Consider the following 16295-nt stretch of genomic DNA (forward strand, 5'->3'; position numbering starts at 1 on the left):
GACGAAAAAGGAACAGAGCATTTCCTTCTTTGCAACGATTCATCACCCGAATAAGCCACTCGATCGCTTTATTTTCCGGTTTTTCCCTTATCCCGGACAAACGAAATTAATCGGTAATCCTATTTTCCGAATAATTGAGCTGCTCGATAATCCCGTCCAATTGTTCCAAACTCGAATAAGCCACCACCAGTTTGCCGGAGCCGTTTTTCTTATGATTGATCGAGACTTTCGCGCCGAGTTTCGACGTTAAATCGTCCTGCAGTCGAAGGGTATCGCGGTCGACTTCAACCGGTTCGTTTTTCTGCGGCTCGGTCTGCAAATCCCTGATCAGTTTTTCCACCGCCCGAACCGAAAGGTTTTGTTTCGCAATTTTCTGCGCCGCCTGAATCTGCAAGTCGCGGCTCAGCGGCAATAAGGCCCGGGCATGTCCCATTTCGATTTGTTTATCGATTAAAAGCTGCTTGACTTCCGGCTGTAATTCCATCAAACGAAGCAAGTTGGTCACTGTCGCGCGGGATTTGCCGATCGCATCGGCGATTTGCTGATGCGTCAGCTCAAATTCCTCAAGTAGCCTTTTTAAGGCTTCGGCCTCTTCAAGCGGATTCAAATCTTCGCGTTGAATATTTTCGATCAACGCGATAGCCATCGCGCCTTTGTCGTCGATATCGCGCACGACTACCGGCACTTCTTGCAAACCTGCCAATTGCGCTGCGCGCCATCGCCTCTCACCGGCAACAATCTCATAACGCTCATCGCCGATCTTACGCAAAACAATCGGTTGGATGATGCCCTGTGCCTTGATCGAATCGGCTAATTCCTTAATTTTTTCCGGATCGATATCTTTTCTGGGCTGAAATTTTCCGCGCTGCAACCATTCGATCGGCAGTTTTTGCAATTCGTTTTTTTTCTCTGTCGCAGGTGGCGCATCGCCCAATAACGCATCAAGCCCCCGGCCTAAACCTCTTTTTTGTACCGCCATAATTATCTTATTTTTTCTCTTTTCTAATCATTTCACCGGCCAATGCAATATAAGCCAACGCGCCACGCGACGACTTATCGTATTGCATCACCGGCAAGCCATGACTCGGCGCCTCGGCCAAGCGAATATTGCGCGGAATCGTAGTGCGAAAAACCTTATCGCCGAAATATTCAACCAATTGATCGGAGACGTCTTTGGTCAAGCGACTTCTATTGTCGAACATCGTTCTTAAAATACCTTCGAGATGCAACCCGGGATTCACCGAACCTTGGATGTTTCTCAATGTCGACATCAGCGCCGACAAGCCTTCCAACGCGTAATATTCGCATTGCATCGGTATCAGCACGCTATCGGCCGCGACCATCGCATTCAAGGTCAACATATTCAATGACGGAGGACAATCGACCAAGATATAGTCGTACTGATCCTTGATCGGCTGCAAGGCTTCGGCCAAGCGACGCTCCTTACGATCGACCTGCAGCATATTAACTTCGGCCGCAGTTAAGTCCGAATTGGCCGGAATGATCGAAAAGCCGCAAGACTCCTGCTTAACGACGGTCTCGGCCGCCGGCACATCCTCCAACAACAGGTCGTAACTGGAATATTGCACCTCGTCTTTATCGACGCCGCACCCCATCGCCGCATTACCTTGCGGGTCGAGATCCACCAGCAATACTTTCCGTTTCGCGCCCGCCAAAGCCGCGGACAGATTAACACTGGTCGTCGTTTTACCGACCCCGCCTTTTTGATTGGTAACTGCTATCACCTTTCCCACTCGTTCACTCCCGCTGCGTAGGCTTGTTAATTTGAATCAGGCATCGCTGCGCTTCTATTCCCGGAACCCGTATCGGTATCACTGTCGCGTCACCTCCGATTTGCTGCAACTCCTGCTCGGGATACTGACCTTTCATCGCCAACAATACGCCGCCCGGCGCGATCAAATGCCCGGTCATTTTCAGCATGTCGGGCAAATTAGTAAACGCTCGCGTAATGACCGTATCGAACAAATGTTCAGACGTAAAACTCTCAACTCGGCCATGACAAACCTGAACATTGGCCAATTTCAACTCCAAAACGGCCTGCTGCACGAAACGGGTTTTTTTGCTATTGCTATCCAATAACGTGAAAGTTTTATCCGGCCGGCAAACGGCCAACGGAATGCCTGGTAATCCTGCGCCCGTCCCGATATCGATGACCGTTTGCCCGGTAACATAAGGTAAAACCGCAAGACTATCGAGCAGATGCAGACTTACCATCGCTTCTTGGTCACGGATCGAGGTTAGATTGAATGCTTTATTCCATTTATCGATCAGTCCGATGAACCTCAACAAGCGGTCGGTCTGTTCGTCGCTAAGCGTTAAGTTTAATTCATCGAGACCGGCCTGAAGTCGTTTCCGGCAAGTATCCATCAGGCGCTTTTCTTCTTTAAATGGACCAGCAACAAGGATATCGCCGCCGGCGTCACGCCGGGAATTCGCGAAGCCTGTCCCAGCGTTTCCGGCTGTTGTTTTCTGAGTTTTTCACAAACTTCGTTTGAAAGCCCCGAGACGTTCCGGTAATCGATCGTTTCCGGCAAACGTAAATGATCGTAACGCTTGGTCTTGTCGATTTCAGTCTGCTGCCTGTCGATGTAACCCGAATATTTGGCCTGTATCGCGACTTGCTCGGACACCTGCCCCGGAGTTTCATCCCGCTCGATAAAGGTCAACAGCCTCTCGATATCCACTTCGGGACGGCGCAGCAAATCCATCAAGTTGACTTCGCGCTGCAACGGCTTGCCCCAAAACGCTTCAGCTTGTTTGGCTTCTTCCGTTTCGGCCCGAAGCCATTTTTTCGACAGTTCTGTTCGCAAAGCACCAATTTGTTCACGCTTATGTTCGAAAGTGCGCCAACGCTCGTCGCCGACCAAGCCTAACTCGCGGCCGATTTCGGTCAAGCGTAGATCGGCGTTATCTTCGCGCAGCAACAGCCGGTATTCGGCACGACTGGTAAACATCCGGTACGGCTCTTGCGTGCCGCGCGTGATCAAATCGTCGATCATAACGCCGATGTATGCCTCGTCGCGAGCCGGACACCAACTTTCCTGGTCGCGAACCAAGCGCGCAGCATTGAGCCCTGCGATCAAGCCTTGCGCGGCAGCTTCTTCATAGCCGGTCGTGCCGTTGATTTGCCCGGCAAAAAACAAACCCGGCATATGCTTGGTTTCCAATGACGACTTAAGATCCCGCGGGTCGAAAAAGTCGTATTCGATCGCATAGCCCGGACGAATGATTTCGGCGTTTTCGAAACCGAGCATCGATCTTACGAATTCGTATTGCACATCAAACGGCAAACTGGTTGAAATACCGTTCGGATAAATCTCGTTCGTATTCAAGCCTTCCGGTTCAATGAAAATCTGATGCGAATCGCGATCGGCGAAACGTACGATCTTATCTTCGATAGACGGACAATAGCGCGGCCCGATGCCTTCGATCACACCGGTGTACATCGGCGAACGGTCCAGACCGGACCGAATGATGTCATGCGTTCGGCTATTGGTTCGCGTGATAAAGCAAGGGATTTGACGCGGGTGCTGCTCGCGTTTGCCCAAAAACGAAAAAACCGGAACCGGATCGTCGCCGAATTGTTTTTCCAATCGACTGTAATCGATCGTGCGACCGTCGATGCGCGGCGGCGTGCCGGTTTTCAATCGGTCCACTCGGAATGGCAACTCGCGCAAACGCTCGGCCAACTCGACCGAAGCCGGGTCGCCGGCACGCCCGCCGGTATAATTTTCCAGTCCGATATGAATACGTCCGGCTAAAAACGTCCCGGCGGTCAAGACTACGGCGCGCGCGCGAAATTCGAGCCCCATTTGGGTTTTAACACCGGCAACCCGACCGCCTTCGACGATCAAATCGGCAACCGTTTGCTGAAACAAGGCCAAATTCGCTTGATTTTCCAATGCACTACGCACGTATTGCTTATAAAGACTACGGTCGGCTTGCGCGCGAGTCGCTCTGACCGCAGGACCTTTACTGGCGTTTAGAATACGAAACTGAATGCCGGCATGATCGATCGCCTCGGCCATGATGCCGCCGAGCGCGTCGATTTCCTTGACGAGATGCCCTTTCCCGATACCTCCGATCGCCGGATTACAGCTCATCTGCCCCAAGGTATCGATATTTTGGGTGAGTAATAAGGTTTGCGCGCCGCTTCGGGCGGCCGCCAATGCGGCCTCGGTTCCGGCATGACCGCCGCCGATCACGATGACGTCAAAATTTTTTTTGAATTTCACAGGCTTTTAATGCTCAAATAAAGCGCTATTTTAAATAGTAAAGAGGCGTTGTCCAAAATTATTCAGGAGTTTATTTATGAAAAAGCCTAAAAAACCGGCACCCAACGCGCAAAACAACTTGGTTGCCAAGCACGCACATCAGTTTAACAAAGCCCAAATATTCCGCGACAAAACCCAATACCGCCGCAAAGCCAAACACCAAGGCAGGGAGCCTTTACCGATAATGTCCATGGACGCTATCGGTAAAGGCTTCTCCATCGAAAATACCTTTTTATACTCAAAAATTGGTTAAATTTATGAAGGTATGGGGTGTGGCTAGCGAGGATGTCGGCAGCAAGGCAGATTTTTGCTTCTCGGTAATTACTGAGTTACATGGATGTAGAGAAGTTATTTACGACCAAATCCGTAGACAGTTTTTTCAATCAAAAGGATTTAGCTATCGTTTTTCCGCTTTTTCCGCGCATTGAATGCACAAATTGGCAAAAGGTAAAACCTTCAGCCGCTCCTTGTTAATCTTCACCCCGCAGTTTTCGCAAGAACCGTATTCGCCATCGTCTATCCGATCAATCGCATGCCTGACTTTAAACATCTCCGCCCGGGTCGTATTGCCTAAATAATCCAATACTTCATCATTCTCGGTTTGTACGGCCTGTTCACCGAAATCTTGCGATAACGGCTCATCGGTATGTTTGACGTCCTCGGTAATTTTGCTCAGCCGCTCATCAAGTTCCTCGAGCATTTCGATCAAATTTTCGCGGACTTCCTCGTATTCACTCACAGCTCTACCCTGACATTAATTTTAAACTATAGTTGTAAATAGCATAGTACCATTAACTTCGGCATTCATTCTCATGAGACTTTATCTTATCAACAATTCCCAGTTTGAGCAGTTTCGCCGATCTTAGGGAGTGGGGTATGTCTATCGAGGTACGCCGAAAAAATTAATAATCCACTTCGCACAACAATCATCTCCTCATGCAAAACCCAATCGCTCCTTTACTGGACTCCGCCAATCGAATCATTCTCGGGAAACAACATCAAATCCGTTTAGCCTTATGTTGCCTGTTGGCTCGAGGCCATCTACTGATCGAAGACATACCCGGCGTCGGGAAAACCACACTGGCGCATACGCTGGCTAAATTGCTGGGATTGAATTATCAACGCATTCAATTTACCAGCGATATTCTGCCGTCCGATATTATCGGCGCCTCGATCTTCGACCCTGAAGATCGCAGCTTCAAGTTTCATCCGGGACCGATCTTCAATCAAATGATTCTGGCCGATGAAATCAACCGCTCGACGCCTAAAGCACAAAGCGCCTTACTGGAAGCCATGGAGGAACAACAAGTCACGGTCGAAGGCAAAACCTATCGCCTGCCCTCGCCGTTTTTCGTGATCGCAACGCAAAACCCCGCTCATCAAATCGGCACATTTCCCTTACCCGAGTCGCAACTGGACCGTTTTTTGATGCGCATCGAACTGGGTTATCCGGACCGCAACGCGGAACGAGAATTATTGAGCGGACAGTCGCGGTATCATTTGATTGAAAATCTTAAAACCGAATTACCGCCCGAACCGCTCAAAAACATCCAACAGCAGGTCAACACCGTACATGTTTCAAGTGCACTACTGGATTATATGCAGAATATCATCACATTTACCCGCGAATTCCCCGACTACCCTTGCGGTCTGTCGCCGCGTGCCGGCTTATCCCTGCTCAATGCCGCTAAAGCCTGGGCGTTCATGGACAGCCGCGATGCAGTGTTACCCGAAGATGTACAGGCGGTACTTCCGGCTGTCGCCGGCCACCGCCTGCGTTCCGCCAGCCAGGATTCCGCCGCGGTCGTCGCACCGATACTCGAACGCGTGAACGTGCTTTGAATACTCTGTCGCTCAAGGACCGTTTCCGGTTAAGCCGTTTTTTTGCCGGCGAAAAACCGTCCGATGAGGCCATTTTACTGAACCAGCGCCGAATCTTTATTTTGCCGTCCAAGCGCGGCCTGAGCTTTGTCGTATTAATCCTACTGTTGCTGCTGATCGCGTTCGTCTATAACAACAACCTCGCCTATTTTCTCACTTTCTTGCTGGCCAGCGTATTTTTTATCGGCATCCTACATAGTTACAAAGCCTTAGCCGGCCTGCTGATTCGAAAAGGACAATGCAAGCCGGTATTCGCCGGCGAACGCGCCGTATTCCAAATTCATATCGACAATCCGACCCCTGTTCCACGGCCAAGCCTCGAAATCGATTTGTATGACAAAACCCAAACGACCCTTGAGCCCTACGAGAAAAAAACCGCCAGACTGTATGCTCCGACCGAACATCGAGGCCATCAAACCTGCGGAACGATTACCCTATCGAGCGGTTATCCGCTCGGCCTCTTCCGCGCCTGGTCGCCATTGCGTTTTAATCTATCGGTGTTGGTTTACCCGAAACCCTGGCCGCAGGAAATTCCCTTTCCCGAAACCGGCGGCGGCTCATCGGATCAAGGTAAAACCGAAAAAGGAACCGACGACTTTTACGGCCTCCAAGAATATCAACGCGGCGATTCGATCAAACGCATCCACTGGAAAGCTTACGCCAAAGGCCAGGGGCTTTTCAGCAAGCAATACAGCGGCGAGCAAGGCGATGAACTGTGGCTCCATTACGAAGCCAGCGCAGGTTACGGCAACGAGGAACGCCTGAGCCGGCTGTGCCGCTGGGTTCTCGATGCGGAAAAAGCGGGGCTTCGTTACGGCCTTAAACTACCCGGCCAAAAAATCGGCCTCGGCATCGGTCCTGCTCACCTGACTCAATGCCTCGAAGCTCTCGCCCTGTTTTAGATTATGCCCGTCGATATCGAAAAAAATATCTTATTGTTTCTACTGATTTCGGTCGGATTGATTGCGCTACCGCATATCTATCACATTCCGGCTTCGACTTTCGGATTCTTCGCATTACTGTTGGCCTGGCGCTTCATCGGCATTTGGAAGCCAAGCTGCTTGCCCGGCAAATTCTTGCTGTTTTTGTTGACCGTAGGCGGCCTCGTCCTGCTTTATTCGCAGCATCAAGGCCTCTTCGGCCGTGATGCCGGAACCCGGCTGTTCATGACCGCACTGGCATTGAAACTTCTCGAAATCAAACAAGAACGCGATCTATATTTGATTGTTTTTCTGGCATTCATCGTTGCCGCTTCGCAATTTTTATACGAACAAAGCATCGCAATGGCGGGCTATATTCTGTTCGTTTGCTGCGTGCTACTGGGCACGCTGGTCGCAATCAACAGCCGCCGGCAAAACACCTTAAACGCACTGAAAACAGCAGCCGTCATCCTGGCGCAAGCTTTGCCTCTTGCGATCGTGCTGTTCGTTTTTTTTCCGAGAGTCGAAGCGCCTCGCTGGATGCTTTTCGAAGATAAAAGCCGCGCCAAAACAGGGCTCAGCGACAGCATGGAGCCCGGCTCGATCAGCGACCTCAGCTTTTCGGACGAACTGGTGTTCCGCGTCCGTTTTCAAGGTCAGATACCGCCGAATAGACTGCGCTATTGGCGCGGCCCGGTGTTTTCCGTCACCGACGGCAAACGCTGGACCGCAGCGAAACACTATACCTATACGGCCGCCGCCGAACCGGATTTCAGCGAACCGGCTTATCGCTATACGTTATTACTCGAACCTCAAAATAACAACTGGGTATTCGCGCTGGAAATGGCCGGAGACTACCCGCCGCAACTGCGCATGAATTCGGAATATCTGCTAACTCGAAGCGGCAACCCCGACAAGCGCGCCGAATACCCCATCACATCTTATCCCAGCTACCGCACCGGAACGCTCGAAGCCCATAAGTTACGCACCAATACACAACTACCGGGACCGACATCTCAAAAAATAACCTCGCTAGTCAAACGACTCGGCGGTTTCGATAAACGGCCCGAACAATTCGTCGACCGTGTCCTACAACATTTCAATCAAGAAAATTTCAGCTACACGCTGACGCCGCCGTTAATGGAAAACAACCCGATCGAAACTTTTTTATTCGAGACCCGAAGCGGGTTTTGCAGCCATTATGCAGCCGCCTTCACCTACCTGATGCGTGTTGCGAACATTCCTGCACGCGTCGTCACGGGCTATCACGGCGGGGTCTTGAACCCGGTCGGCAATTTTTTGGAAATAAGACAAGCCGACGCCCACGCCTGGACAGAAGTCTGGTTGAAAAACCGAGGCTGGGTGCGCGTCGACCCGACGGCCGCAGTGGCCCCGGAAAGAATCGAACAAAACGTCAATATCGAACAACAAATTGCCAGCCGAAACATCAGCTTTTTCTCTGCCGACAGCGATTTGGCTCGGCAGCTCGACTGGCTTAAACAAGCCCGGCAATTATGGAGCAGCGTCGATTACAACTGGCAGCGCTGGGTCATCAATTATCATTCCGCCAATCAGACCCAATTTTTAGCCTCGCTCGGAATAGAATCGTTAAAACAAATGCTATTTTGGCTGATCGGACTTGGCGCTTTATTCACCGCGATACTCAGCTGGCTATTGTTATCGCGTAAAGAAAAAACCGCCGACAAAGTATTGCGCTGCTATCGCCGGTTCTGCGCCCGGCTCGGCAAGGCCGGCCTAAAAAGAAAAGCTGGCGAAGGACCTATCGATTTCGCTAAACGGAGCAAGGAAGCGTATCCGGATCAAGCTGCGGCGATAGACGAAATCACCGGTTTATTCATTAAATTGCGCTATCAAAAAGAATCGTCGCAAGCAGACTTGAATCGGCTAAGCGAACGAGTCGACCGACTTAAGATTCGCCGAAGATAACCAGAAAATAAATTTTTCCCGTTGTCGACATGACAATTTCCATAAAGCTTTGAAACGATTAAAATGCATCGCCAGTATTGCAATAAGTCGCGAAGATGATATTAATGCATTTTTATTAAATAGTTAGCTAAGCGGGAAGAACACACGATGGACACGCTAGACATGTTGATATTTTATTCCTTTAATTTAGGAATTTTTACGCTCATTTTTTTTATCGCCGGCCTAATTAAACCGAAATGGCCACTGTTTTTTATGAAAGAACCGACTCGGTTTACAGTTGTTATTATTACAACCGTCATGATCATGGTAGTCATGACCATGTACGGAGAAGGCAATCGTAAAATTCGTGCGGAACAAGCCAGGCTTGAACGATCCAAGATGGTAGGAACGAGCCAAGAACCCGAAACGCCGAGCCCATCGGAAGTAAAACCCAAAAAAACCAAGCCGAAAAAACAGGCTGCCCCAGAGGATGAAATTCCTCAGTTTGATTCGGTGCAAGATGCTATCAAGGCCTTTGAAGAACGACAATGATCGCATCGGTCGCTCTGCCACTAAGTTAACGTAAATCCGTCATTCCGGCAGGGATTACCGCCGCCAAGCCTACACGGCACTGCCATTAAGTTAAGGACTTTTCCGTTCGCCCTGAGCCCTTCGGTTGCGCTCAGGAGAGCCTTGTCGAAGGGTGAATGGAGAAGTCCGAGTCGATAAGTTAAGCCGTCCATGGCTCGACAGGCTCACCACGAACGGCTTAACTTAGTGGCATTGAAGCCTACACGGACATACTCACCCAGCCCCTAACTTCCATAGCCCATTGGCTATGGATACCTTTCGCACTTCAAATTTCGGCAGTGCCGGAGGGAGCCTCGGGTGCTCGGCCCCTCACCTAACGCTAGGCGAGGGACCGGCATGGAGCTGGCATAGCGCCTACAGGGACGTATTCACGGTGTCCTTTGACGGGCTCCCCGGAGCCGAATTTTGATCTCCGATGGGTATACTTTAGTTAGGTGATTTCAAATTCAATGAAACTCACCTGCCCAACCAAACCGCAATCCTCTAATCTTCGCCGGCTTTCTGATCAGCTTTTTCACCATCTTTATCCCCCTCCTTATCCTTCTCTTCGTTCTCCGATTTAGCTCCCTGTATCAATACCCGCAGCAGCGACAACAAAGATCCCCCCGTCACCATGCCCAGAAAATAGATCACGATAACCATCAATGACACCGGCATCGTAACGCTAACCGACAACAAAGAAACCGTCACGACTTCCAGGTTTTGTATTTTGAACAACAAAACAGTCAAACTCACCAACACAATCAAGCCAATATAAACATATCTCATACCTTACCCTCCTTACACAGAAACGATTCATCAAGTTTTTATTTTTAGCAGCTTAATCGAATTTAGCCCATTTGAAAAAAACAATAGCTCAACGCCATCGATTTTGGCAGCATAGACCATTCAAGCAGATGATCTCTTTAAATGACTCAACAACTCAATGACCCAACAAGCTCCGGTGATTTATGAAACTGTCCGACTACCGCATCGAACCCGCCGATTATAAAGCCGATTTCAAGGATCTTCGCGCCGTGCGCGACTCGGTTTTTATAATCGAACAACACATCCCCGCCGACCTCGAACAAGACGACAAAGACCCGCATAGCCATCACGTCATCGCCCGCGACAATCATCATAATCCGGTCGGCACAGGTCGACTGACGCCGGAAGGACACATCGGCCGAATCGCCGTGTTACATCAATGGCGTAATCAGGACGTTGGCCAATCGCTATTAAGAGCGCTCATCGAAAGAGCGCAAAAGCAAGGACTCACACAAGTAACCCTAGATACACCAACGAGCGCTAGCGGATTTTTTCAAAAGTTCGGATTTGTCGGCGAAGGTAAAGTATTTAGCGTAGCCGGCAACGAATTTCAGCGCATGAGCATGACGCTTACGCCGCTTGCCAAAAGAACACGGCCGTCAGCCAAGCCGCGCAAGCCATCGGTTCCGACAGAAAAACTTGACAACCTGGAAGCCCACCTCGAGTCGGCCATTCGACTCATAGCCGAAGCACGACGCCAAATCTGCATTTATACCCGCGATCTGGAACATGTTTTATACGGACACAACGACGTCGTTGAAGCGTTTAGACAATTCGCGATCAACAGCCGTGACGGTTGCGTACAAATCATCGTGCAAGACACGTTTACCGCACGCGGCAAACCCCACCCGTTAATCGACTTGGCGCAAAGACTGCCTTCGTCGTTTCAATTCCGAACACCGGTCGAGCGAGAAGACCTGCAATACTCGTCGACATTTCTAATCAACGACCGAGACGGTTACTTATTCCGTCTAAGTGCAGAACGCTACCAAGGCGAATGGAGCCCCAATCATCCCGCCCGAAAAAGACAGCTCTACGAAGAGTTCGACCGCATCTGGCAACGCAGCCGACCCTGCACCGAATTTCGGGCGCTCGGAATATGAAGATTAAACCGCAGATTAGATCTCAGCTTTTTTGACTATATCATGCACAGCGAGCATCTTCCGACAAAAACCCGGGTTCGGTTCCTTATTCCAGAGATTCCCAGTTTGAGAAATTTCGCCCTATCCAGGGTGGGAGGTATGCCCATAGGCGCCAACATAAGGAAAAACGCGTCATTCCGCCAGGGATTGGCGGAATCCAGGGCCAGGGATGGCAATGCTTATCTTCACAATCATGTCACCTGGATATCGGCAATCCATGTCGATATGACGAATAAAGCCACAAATGCGCCATAGAGTAGGCACTAAGTTGGCACCTATGGGGTAAAGGTCGAAACCTTTAACTGACCTCAATCGATTTTAAGGCTCTTCCGGATTTCCCATCACGATGCCAATAAATGTTCCTAAAATACCCAACGAGGTTAACAAAGTCGCTGAATAATTAACGAACACATGTCCTTTACCTATTTTGCGAAAATAAACCGCGACAAATAAGCACAACACTATAAGCCAGAAAAAAATCTCTGTGATAATGCTAGGCTCAGCACCTTGTAGTAACGACTCCAAGTATTTGGACATTAGTTTTCCTTATCTTTTTATTTTTTTTAAAATTTTGTTACTAAAAATAGATTAATTTAGGTCGACAATCAGCGGCATATGATCACTAAGTTGAATCCAGTCAGAAAAGTTACCGACCGTAACGACGGGGTTTTTTGTCAAATTCTGAAAAAGATAATCAATGTGATAGCCTTTGTTTGAATTCTTCGTATGAAAGAATGTTGAGAGGCTTTCCTGGCCGGTTGATTCATCGCTGAAAAGGTGATAACTGCTCATCAAGCCTTGGTTAACCAGGCAGCTCTCGATTTCAGCAAATTTATTGTTACTTCTTGGCGTATCCCATATTTTGGAATGATTGAAATCCCCGCCGACAATAACGTTTTCCGCATCAAGCCAAGGTTGATAATGATTAAGAGCTGGTAATAGATAACCTTGATATTCATCACCAAACTGTTTACTGGCGCGATGATTGTATGCCCATGTTGCCAAGATTTTTAACCGACCACCATCGATATTCACTGGCAGGCAATAGATAAATTTATCGCTGAAAATATTATCAATCTCGGCTTGATGGTTAAACATGATAACCCCCATACCCTTTTTTGGATTGCGCCCAGTCCATAAATAAGTGGCGGCTGGGAAGTGATTACGGTCAAGTTGCTCACATTCCTGAATAATTGCAATATCCGGTGCTAGTGCTTCAATCGAGTCGAATTTAGCATTTAATTTCAAATTACAGTTCCATGTAATAATTCGCATGTTTTCCTGTTGGGGATGGGATTACAGATATACCGGACACAACCTGTCCATTTTTGAAAGGGCGTCGATACAAGTTTCTTGTCGTAGCGTTGCAAAGCGGTCGGCATGATGCGTCGTAACCGGCAAGCGAGGGTGGCGGTAGAGTGATGCGCCATGAATGCGGCTTAAGACCAAGACTTGATGGGCGAGAGTCTCTAAGGACACGTCTCCGTAGCGTTTGCGTAACCGTAGTGGTCTAACGCTGACTTTGTCACCCCAGATCTTGCCTAACTCTTCACCGCTATATGTCGATAAAATCATTTCATGATCCGATAGGTAAATTGCATCGCCCACATTGGGGTTGCTGAATTCTTTTGTGCCATCGGCCATCCGGCTTCGCCGATAAAGCACGGGCGCACCGGATTTTAAAACCTCCAATACATCGACTTTTACTCCATGCTTTTGCTCAAATTGTTCGATGACTTCGATAGACTCGTAGAATTTGCCGTCCCTGTGCAAAGTGATGCGTTTAGGCAGTTCACCTGAGCATGAACGCAGATAAGTCGTCAGGCTTTTATCCAGTAAACTCATTAATGCTTCGTCCTGCATCCTTTCGCCTTGCTGTTTATCGGCCAATTGCCAGCCCAACTGAGCGCCCGATCTCAGAAACAAAAACGCAAAACCGGGTGCGCGGACACTGATACCGCCCATGTCAAGTCCGATAAACAAATCGGTTTCTCCCGGCATGTCATCGATTGCGCATAACTGGCCGCCGCCTTTGCTGAATAATCCTGCGGCGACATTATTGAAATATGAAGGACTATATACATTCGGCCTATGATCGAGCCGCATGAACTGAGTTGCCAAGCCATAACTGAACGCAGTATCGCGTATTGCCACCTTGTCGGATTTGTCGATTAAGCCGATCAACAAGATGGCATTTGGGGGACATCTTTCGTTCAGCCGGGCATCCAGTTCAGCGGCGTTTTCAACAGGATTGGGAAATTTCGTAAAGGGGGGGAGTTCCGTAGTGGTTAATTGTTGCAAAGCTTGATAGGCATTGCAGAGCAATTGTTTATTCTGTTCAGTATTGTTTTTTTCGCCGGCAATTAACGGTATTACTTGAGTTCGGGTCATATTGCCAAATGCCTTGTGTCTCAAGACATCTTGTTCCCGACTAGATTTTGCGCCATTGGCGAACTGCAGCATCTGTTGATGATTCAAACGCTGTCTATGCAGAATTTGGTAATCCACTTGCTCCAGCTTACAGTTGAAATTGGGCAAATAAAGTCCTTTCACCATTTTTGCACTAGTTCTGATACGGTCATTCAGCGACCATTTCAAGTCCTTAGCCAATTTATTCAAAAAGATAGAGTCGATTTTGCTTAGGGTATCAAAATCGAACATAGGCTCGACTAGGCTTGCAATATGGTCGGCTTCGTTCTTACCGTATTTGACTTTAATCAGTACCGATTTAGTCGCTTCAGCCAATTGGCGCTCTGATAATAATCCTTTTGCCTGATGGTAACTGACCAATGATTGGCCCATATGAGGTAACACGCTATTGCCATTGAGCGAATCTTCTACTCTCAAGAATTCGGCAACCAACGGCGCTTTACCCGGATCGAAGTACCGGTGACGCACTTTTTTAATCGATTGCAGCCAGTCAGGCCTTTTGTCGATGATCCATTGCAACGAAATATCAGACTTGGCTACCAGATTGTGTTTAAGATGCAAACCAATTAAAACGGTGCCATTGGCTAAAACTTCCGGGCTAAGTTGCAGCGAACAAAAGGCGTCCAGATAGGTGGCGCGTGCATTAATCCGTGTGGAATGGATCGGTTCAAAAATTTCCGTATTGCCGCTGGCGGCTTTTTTATAATCTAATTTGCCTTGGCTGGATTTCTTTAGTTTCCAGGCTGCTTTGTTGATATCCTGGTTGACTAGCCTTTGCAATGCTTGTTGATGTTGCTCGATGCTGCAATCGAGTTCCAAGTCGCCGTCTTCTATCAAATTAGCCTGCAAATGAGTGGATTCGATGCCGCGTTGTGAAATTGGTTTTAAGGAAACGATGTGCTGATTACCCAGATTAGTCAGCAACGCAAAATCATTGGCTTTCTGTATTTCATAAGCCGCCTTCCGGGCTAACTGTTCTCCAGGTATGGTTTCATCGCGCTTTTGATAAACAATCCGGTAACGGCAAACTATATAACGATCGAGTTTTGAATCCAACTGTAGGGCGCTTAACGCTAAATTCTCCATTAATCGGTCCTTGTGTCCTGAAATTTAAGAAAACTTGTCAACAAAATATTTCTTATAACTCCAAACGGTTATAAAAATATCGGTGTAAAAATGCACTATCTACGCAAGCAATCAATGCCATTAAGTTAAGCCCTTATATCGGCATGGATTACCGACATCCAGACTGCATGGATGTATTCAATGCTTGCCATCCGTGGCACTGGATTTCGCCGATACTGGGCAACTGATTTTCCAGGTCCGCCGGCAATACTTGGGCTAACTGGTATTCGGCGACGCCGATCGGCTTATTGTTATCTCGCAAGGCGTATTCCGCGACCAGCTTGTTTCGTGTTTTACATAACAGCAAACCGATGCTTGGAGCATCCTGTTCGCTTTTTACCTGCGCATCTACCGCGCTTAAATAAAAGCTCAGTGCCCTGCGTGTTCCGGTTTAAAATCGCCGGTTTTGAGTTCCACGACGACATAGCAGCGTAATTTTAGATGGTAAAACAATAAGTCCAGATAAAAATCGTCGCCGCCCACATTCAATTCCACCTGTCTGCCGACAAAGGCAAAGCCGGCGCCCAATTCCAGCAAAAATTGGGTAATATGCCGGGTCAGCGCTTGCTCTATGTCGCGTTCATGAGCTTCCGAGCCTAGGCTTAAAAAATCGAAAATATAGGGATCTTTCAACGTGGCTTGAGCCAGTTCAGATTGCGGATTGGGTAAGTTTTGGTCGAAATTACTGATCGCCCGACCCTCTCGCTGCATTAGTCCGCTTTCAATCTGATGCACCAGCACATTGCGCGACCAGCCATGCTCTATCGTTTTGCGGGCATACCATAGCCGCTGCTCCGATGTTTTCAGCTTGCTTAACAGCACCAGATTATGGCCCCAGGGAATTTGTGCAACAGGCTGTTGCACAATTGAAGGTGATCCGGATGTTATGGGCCAGGCTTCCGCGAAAGCGCGCATATATTTGATATTTCGCGCTGAAAATCCTTTTAAATCAGGAAAGGCTTGCGACAAGTCTTTGGCCAGCCGCTCAATCACTTTACTCCCCCAACCTTGTTCGGCCTGGCACTGTAAAATGTCTGAGCCCATTTGCCAGTACAACTAAATCAGCTCTTGATTAACGGCCAAGGCGGCGCGCTGCTGGGCGGAGGCAATCTGTTGTTTCAGCGACGCCAACCATTGAGGGTAGATATCGGGGAGCTCGGTTTTATTCATGCTGGTTA

General features: G+C 48.7%; 17 protein-coding genes. 6 read left to right on the plus strand and 11 right to left on the minus strand.

Going from position 1 to position 16295, the window contains the following annotated elements:
- Positions 1 to 106 precede the first annotated feature (106 nt).
- From METBU_RS0113125 to mnmG, 4 genes are read right to left on the minus strand one after another with little or no spacing between them, the layout of a single operon-like run.
- Entirely contained in the window at positions 107 to 979 is an 873-nt protein-coding gene (locus METBU_RS0113125; RefSeq protein ID WP_017841062.1) for a ParB/RepB/Spo0J family partition protein, read from the minus strand.
- Between the two features lie 7 nt (positions 980 to 986).
- The gene (locus METBU_RS0113130; RefSeq protein WP_026130214.1) at positions 987 to 1754 is read right to left on the minus strand and encodes a ParA family protein; all 768 of its coding nucleotides are present in this window, start codon (positions 1752 to 1754) and stop codon (positions 987 to 989) included.
- A 4-nt stretch (positions 1755 to 1758) separates the two neighbouring features.
- On the minus strand, positions 1759 to 2388 hold the full coding sequence (gene rsmG / locus METBU_RS0113135; protein WP_017841064.1) for a 16S rRNA (guanine(527)-N(7))-methyltransferase RsmG: 630 nt from the start codon (positions 2386 to 2388) through the stop codon (positions 1759 to 1761).
- Complete coding sequence (mnmG, locus tag METBU_RS0113140; RefSeq protein ID WP_017841065.1) at positions 2388 to 4256, minus strand: tRNA uridine-5-carboxymethylaminomethyl(34) synthesis enzyme MnmG; 1869 nt, start codon at positions 4254 to 4256, stop codon at positions 2388 to 2390. The genes rsmG and mnmG overlap by 1 nt, the downstream gene beginning before the upstream one ends.
- Positions 4257 to 4332: 76 nt before the next feature.
- Between mnmG and METBU_RS24085 the strand changes: the two genes are divergently transcribed.
- Positions 4333 to 4548 (plus strand): DUF7230 family protein, encoded by a 216-nt coding sequence (locus METBU_RS24085; protein ID WP_017841066.1) that lies wholly within the window; start codon positions 4333 to 4335, stop codon positions 4546 to 4548.
- A gap of 144 nt (positions 4549 to 4692) precedes the next feature.
- Here METBU_RS24085 and METBU_RS0113150 read toward each other — a convergent pair whose 3' ends face one another.
- A complete protein-coding gene (locus METBU_RS0113150; RefSeq protein WP_017841067.1) occupies positions 4693 to 5034 on the minus strand; it encodes a TraR/DksA family transcriptional regulator in 342 nt (113 codons plus the stop codon).
- Between the two features lie 197 nt (positions 5035 to 5231).
- Here METBU_RS0113150 and METBU_RS0113155 point away from each other — a divergent pair, with 197 nt between their 5' ends.
- From METBU_RS0113155 to METBU_RS25305, 4 genes are all read left to right on the plus strand, one after another.
- Entirely contained in the window at positions 5232 to 6137 is a 906-nt protein-coding gene (locus METBU_RS0113155) for an AAA family ATPase (protein WP_017841068.1), read from the plus strand.
- A complete protein-coding gene (locus METBU_RS0113160; protein WP_017841069.1) occupies positions 6134 to 7078 on the plus strand; it encodes a DUF58 domain-containing protein in 945 nt (314 codons plus the stop codon). The genes METBU_RS0113155 and METBU_RS0113160 overlap by 4 nt, the downstream gene beginning before the upstream one ends.
- 3 nt (positions 7079 to 7081) lie before the next feature.
- Entirely contained in the window at positions 7082 to 9043 is a 1962-nt protein-coding gene (locus METBU_RS0113165) for a transglutaminase TgpA family protein (RefSeq protein WP_017841070.1), read from the plus strand.
- Positions 9044 to 9190: 147 nt separating this feature from the next.
- On the plus strand, positions 9191 to 9574 hold the full coding sequence (locus METBU_RS25305; protein ID WP_051056245.1) for a hypothetical protein: 384 nt from the start codon (positions 9191 to 9193) through the stop codon (positions 9572 to 9574).
- 522 nt (positions 9575 to 10096) lie between these two features.
- On the opposite strand, the gene METBU_RS24095 is transcribed toward METBU_RS25305, so the two are convergent.
- Positions 10097 to 10381 carry a LapA family protein gene (locus METBU_RS24095; protein WP_017841072.1) on the minus strand — a complete coding sequence of 95 codons (285 nt, stop codon included), beginning with the start codon at positions 10379 to 10381 and terminating at the stop codon, positions 10097 to 10099.
- A 182-nt stretch (positions 10382 to 10563) separates the two neighbouring features.
- Here METBU_RS24095 and METBU_RS0113180 point away from each other — a divergent pair, with 182 nt between their 5' ends.
- Positions 10564 to 11523, plus strand: coding sequence for a GNAT family N-acetyltransferase (locus METBU_RS0113180; RefSeq protein WP_017841073.1), 960 nt, complete (start codon positions 10564 to 10566; stop codon positions 11521 to 11523).
- Positions 11524 to 11880: 357 nt separating this feature from the next.
- On the opposite strand, the gene METBU_RS0113185 is transcribed toward METBU_RS0113180, so the two are convergent.
- The 5 genes from METBU_RS0113185 to METBU_RS28430 all read right to left on the minus strand — a co-directional run bounded on the left by METBU_RS0113185 (position 11881) and on the right by METBU_RS28430 (position 16161).
- The gene (locus METBU_RS0113185) at positions 11881 to 12099 is read right to left on the minus strand and encodes a hypothetical protein (protein ID WP_017841074.1); all 219 of its coding nucleotides are present in this window, start codon (positions 12097 to 12099) and stop codon (positions 11881 to 11883) included.
- Positions 12100 to 12150: 51 nt separating this feature from the next.
- The gene (locus METBU_RS0113190) at positions 12151 to 12837 is read right to left on the minus strand and encodes an endonuclease/exonuclease/phosphatase family protein (RefSeq protein ID WP_017841075.1); all 687 of its coding nucleotides are present in this window, start codon (positions 12835 to 12837) and stop codon (positions 12151 to 12153) included.
- A gap of 21 nt (positions 12838 to 12858) precedes the next feature.
- Positions 12859 to 15078, minus strand: a complete 2220-nt coding sequence (locus METBU_RS0113195; RefSeq protein ID WP_017841076.1) for a Piwi domain-containing protein — start codon at positions 15076 to 15078, stop codon at positions 12859 to 12861.
- A gap of 148 nt (positions 15079 to 15226) precedes the next feature.
- Positions 15227 to 15490 carry a PDDEXK nuclease domain-containing protein gene (locus METBU_RS29025; protein ID WP_201764899.1) on the minus strand — a complete coding sequence of 88 codons (264 nt, stop codon included), beginning with the start codon at positions 15488 to 15490 and terminating at the stop codon, positions 15227 to 15229.
- A complete protein-coding gene (locus METBU_RS28430; RefSeq protein WP_017841078.1) occupies positions 15487 to 16161 on the minus strand; it encodes a PDDEXK nuclease domain-containing protein in 675 nt (224 codons plus the stop codon). The genes METBU_RS29025 and METBU_RS28430 overlap by 4 nt, the downstream gene beginning before the upstream one ends.
- Positions 16162 to 16295 lie beyond the last annotated feature (134 nt).

Origin of the sequence: Methylotuvimicrobium buryatense 5G, assembly GCF_000341735.1 — a bacterium.
Taxonomy (GTDB): domain Bacteria; phylum Pseudomonadota; class Gammaproteobacteria; order Methylococcales; family Methylomonadaceae; genus Methylotuvimicrobium; species Methylotuvimicrobium buryatense.

Bases quoted from the DNA above. Each gene is read 5' to 3' on its own strand.
- METBU_RS0113125 (WP_017841062.1), bottom strand. From the start codon at position 979: ATGGCGGTACAAAAAAGAGGTTTAGGCCGGGGGCTTGATGCGTTATTG.
- rsmG (WP_017841064.1), bottom strand. From the start codon at position 2,388: ATGGATACTTGCCGGAAACGACTTCAGGCCGGTCTCGATGAATTAAAC.
- METBU_RS24085 (WP_017841066.1), top strand. From the start codon at position 4,333: ATGAAAAAGCCTAAAAAACCGGCACCCAACGCGCAAAACAACTTGGTT.
- METBU_RS0113155 (WP_017841068.1), top strand. From the start codon at position 5,232: ATGCAAAACCCAATCGCTCCTTTACTGGACTCCGCCAATCGAATCATT.
- METBU_RS0113165 (WP_017841070.1), top strand. From the start codon at position 7,082: ATGCCCGTCGATATCGAAAAAAATATCTTATTGTTTCTACTGATTTCG.
- METBU_RS25305 (WP_051056245.1), top strand. From the start codon at position 9,191: ATGGACACGCTAGACATGTTGATATTTTATTCCTTTAATTTAGGAATT.
- METBU_RS24095 (WP_017841072.1), bottom strand. From the start codon at position 10,381: ATGAGATATGTTTATATTGGCTTGATTGTGTTGGTGAGTTTGACTGTT.
- METBU_RS0113180 (WP_017841073.1), top strand. From the start codon at position 10,564: ATGAAACTGTCCGACTACCGCATCGAACCCGCCGATTATAAAGCCGAT.
- METBU_RS0113185 (WP_017841074.1), bottom strand. From the start codon at position 12,099: ATGTCCAAATACTTGGAGTCGTTACTACAAGGTGCTGAGCCTAGCATT.
- METBU_RS0113190 (WP_017841075.1), bottom strand. From the start codon at position 12,837: ATGCGAATTATTACATGGAACTGTAATTTGAAATTAAATGCTAAATTC.
- METBU_RS0113195 (WP_017841076.1), bottom strand. From the start codon at position 15,078: ATGGAGAATTTAGCGTTAAGCGCCCTACAGTTGGATTCAAAACTCGAT.
- METBU_RS28430 (WP_017841078.1), bottom strand. From the start codon at position 16,161: ATGGGCTCAGACATTTTACAGTGCCAGGCCGAACAAGGTTGGGGGAGT.